The sequence below is a fragment of the Albibacillus kandeliae genome (assembly GCF_003116585.1).
GTDB lineage: Bacteria > Pseudomonadota > Alphaproteobacteria > Rhodobacterales > Rhodobacteraceae > Albibacillus > Albibacillus kandeliae.
Map to the genome: position 1 here is coordinate 1 of NZ_QEHM01000023.1, position 3,031 is coordinate 3,031.

General features: G+C 63.0%; 7 protein-coding genes. 5 read left to right on the forward strand and 2 right to left on the reverse strand.

Annotated features, from left to right (window positions below; translation table 11 throughout):
- Together DDT93_RS26235 and DDT93_RS26240 are read right to left on the reverse strand one after the other, a co-directional pair.
- Positions 1-190 (reverse strand): hypothetical protein (locus DDT93_RS26235; protein ID WP_109468881.1); only part of this gene is annotated, 190 nt, incomplete at its 3' end.
- A 554-nt stretch (positions 191-744) separates the two neighbouring features.
- On the reverse strand, positions 745-1,095 hold the full coding sequence (locus DDT93_RS26240) for a helix-turn-helix domain-containing protein (RefSeq protein WP_109468882.1): 351 nt from the start codon (positions 1,093-1,095) through the stop codon (positions 745-747).
- A 98-nt stretch (positions 1,096-1,193) separates the two neighbouring features.
- Between DDT93_RS26240 and DDT93_RS26245 the strand changes: the two genes are divergently transcribed.
- The 5 genes from DDT93_RS26245 to DDT93_RS26265 all read left to right on the forward strand — a co-directional run.
- Entirely contained in the window at positions 1,194-1,406 is a 213-nt protein-coding gene (locus DDT93_RS26245; RefSeq protein ID WP_232825583.1) for a helix-turn-helix domain-containing protein, read from the forward strand.
- A 110-nt stretch (positions 1,407-1,516) separates the two neighbouring features.
- Positions 1,517-1,726 (forward strand): hypothetical protein, encoded by a 210-nt coding sequence (locus DDT93_RS27020; RefSeq protein WP_232825584.1) that lies wholly within the window; start codon positions 1,517-1,519, stop codon positions 1,724-1,726.
- A 69-nt stretch (positions 1,727-1,795) separates the two neighbouring features.
- Entirely contained in the window at positions 1,796-2,050 is a 255-nt protein-coding gene (locus DDT93_RS26255) for a hypothetical protein (RefSeq protein ID WP_109468883.1), read from the forward strand.
- A complete protein-coding gene (locus tag DDT93_RS26260) occupies positions 2,047-2,517 on the forward strand; it encodes a hypothetical protein (protein ID WP_109468884.1) in 471 nt (156 codons plus the stop codon). The genes DDT93_RS26255 and DDT93_RS26260 overlap by 4 nt, the downstream gene beginning before the upstream one ends.
- Positions 2,517-3,031, forward strand: a 515-nt coding sequence (locus tag DDT93_RS26265; RefSeq protein ID WP_109468885.1) for a hypothetical protein, incomplete at its 3' end; no start/stop codon positions are given. The genes DDT93_RS26260 and DDT93_RS26265, both read left to right, overlap by 1 nt.

The window sequence follows — 3,031 nt, forward strand, 5'->3', positions numbered from 1 at the left end:
GCTCCGGCGCGGGGCCGGGCGGAACGATGATGTGCATGGGGCGCAGCCGGGCCGGGTCGAAGCCCTGTCCGCGCCCGGCCTTCATGGCGGCCCAGGCGGCCACGAACTGGGCCGGGTCATCGAGGTAATCCTCGGGCGTGAGCGCCACGTGACGCGCATCGCTCAGCACCGCTTTCCTGTCGTCTTGCATTCAATCCTCCATCAGGTTGATGGGGATCACATAACTAGTCTAAAAAGACTATGTCAATACTGATGTAGTCCGAAAAGACCATATCACCCGCGAGGTCTGATTCAGGCTAAGCCTTCAACGATGGTTTCCGAACCTTTGAAGGCGAATGCATGTCGGCGTGAAAAGTCTAGGATTTTGGGTTTGGATCGTAGCTTGCCCAAGCGGGACACAGTGTCGCCCCTTCAGTCGCGCGTACGTCGAAGAAACAGACCCTCGGCCGTAGAACTTACTTCCCGGAGGCCAACTAGGTCTCCCAGCTACAGACCCGACTGTGAGCGTAAACGTAAATAGTTGGTAGCTGTTTAGGTGCTTTTCTAGAAGAGCCGGATTTGCGGGGTCCGTTCTTTTCGGATGACCTCGGCAGGACAAAAAAGATTGAAACAGAAACCGTCTGGCGTAGCCGTTCCCGCAATGCCTGGATAGCACTCAATATTTTGACAAGTTATTGACAGCATTTGGGTTTTCTTCCTGCGGCGGGGTGGGGCAGGAAGGACTACCAATGACAGATCGCGAAATTATTCTTTGTCTACGTCGGATTCTGGCTGAGCCTGATCCCAAGACGCAGCAAGACCTCGTCCATAGCCTAGAAGCTGTTGGCGCAGGTGCTCGGGCAGCCGGGCTACTAAGCGAACAATTTCCTTCTCTTCTTCTGTCTGAGCATTGCTCATAAACTCTTCAAGCGTCGTCCCGAGGGCGGCGCAGATTTTCCTCGCCGTATCGACACGCGGGTTCTGCGTATTTCCGGCTAGGATTTTTCGAACTACACTGTTGCTCAACCCAGCCTTCACAGCCAGGCCAGCTTCAGTCAGCTTCGGATCTGCATCTATGGCCGCACGCAAGCGTTCGGCGAATGTTCGGTCTGCCATGCTAGTATTTTCTTACTAATAGCTCGATGACGCTATGGGATAAAAAGACGTTGACTGATGTAGTCCGAAAAGACTAACCGTCGGTCATGGAGCAGTTCATGGCAGAAGTCCGCGCTTACGCGGCAGGGGTGGGGGTGAAGCCCTCGACGATCGTTCAGAAGGCGGGCGCCGGGGGCGGCCTGACCTGGGCGCGCTGGGAGCGCGATGAGAGCAGCCCGACGCAACGGACGCTCGACAAGATCCGGACCTACATGGCGAAGAACCCGCCGCCGGCGGGAGAGCGCGGAAGCGAGACGGAGGCGGCGGCATGATGCGGCCTCGTCTGACGCTGATCGTGAACAATGGGGTTCCATGCGGGGAGGCTGCGCAGGGCGGGTCGCAAAGGTCTTGCTCTAACCGGTTTGAGCCATACGGGCTGAAGGTGCATGCTGCCGAACTCTGGTCGGCCTACTTCCATGCGCGCTTTGCCAGCCCGCGGGAGGTGGCGCTGTTCTGCGACGTGAGCTTCCAGACGGCGCTGAACTGGTGGGGCGCGGTGACGGCGCCTGCGAGCCATATCGCGCTGCTCGTCCTGCTGACCGACCCTGAGGCCCCGGCCTTCTTCGCCGATGCCGTCCAGAGGGCCGCGTGATGGAACCGGGGCAGGGCGCGCGTCCCGCAATCGTCTTAGAATACCAGTCGAGCAACAGGAGCCCCGTTCATGGCCGATGAGATCGACCTGCTGGGGCGCCCGCCGCTGAGGAAGCCGCTCTGCCAGGCACCGGGGACGGCGGTGATCGCCAAGTCCTCCCTCGGGCGGGCGCAGTTCCCGCGCGTGGCGGGTGCGCGGCCGGGCCGGGTCTCGGTGCGGGTTCCGACGGCAATCAGCCATTCGAGCCTGGTAGCCTCGAGCGAATGGGTAACGCTGCCGGCGATGCCCTGGGACGAACCGGAGGCCGGAGGCGCTGAGGGATGATTGCCTATGACGTGCAGCCGAACCTCGTGGGCGCGATCCTCGCGGGCGAGATCACCGCGGTGGTCTGGCCCAACAGCCCGATGCCCCATGCGCGGGTCGGTGATGACATTCGCCTCTGCCTCGGCCTGCGGGGACCAGAGACCATCACCCTGCTGATCGCCCCGTGTACGGGTTCGGAAGAGATCAGGCGCACTGATGCTGTCCGATCTTCCCTCATGTCCGCCCCATCCCGAAGGACATCTTCTGTCGACCGGACAGCCATGCTCCCAGCCGACCCCGGCCGCGCCGACGGTGGCCTCCGGGCGTGGCGGGCCGCACGCCAAGTCGGTGGCGATCCACACCATACATCTAACGCCGCCCACGGCTTCACCCGCATCAGCTGGGACTTCGCCCGCGCGAGTCATGTTGCCAGCGCAGCGGCCTTCGACGGGGTCGATGAGGCCACCCTTTCGAGAGGACTGCAATGATGGCCGGGTCCCCCGAGAGCCCCGAGCGCGCAGGCCGCGCCCAGAACGAGGCGCCGAAGGCCACGCTGCGCGCGGTCGATATCGGCGCGATCCCGGATTACCCGATCGAGCCCGGCGAGCGGCTCGAGAGCCACTACTTCGTCGAGTTCCACCACAACCGCTGGCTCACCAGCAGCTTCCGCCTGCTGGCAGACCCGGAGGTGCGCGCCTACGGCTTCGACCTCTTCATGGTGGCCCAGAACGAGGCGCCGGTCGGGACCCTGCCGACCGATGACCGGCTGCTGTCGCGGCTGCTGGGGCTGGACCTGGCGCATTGGCAGAGCCTGCTGAAGCGCGAGATCACGCCGCTGCACAAGTGGGAGCTCTGCAACTGCGCCGGCGAGATCCGCTGGGCGCACCCGGTGGTGCAGGAGATGTCGGTGAAGGCGCTCGGGCGGCGGCAGCGCTACATCGAGGCCACCGAGATGGCGCGCGAGCGCAAGCGCTACGAGCGGCTGAAGCTGCAGATCCTGAA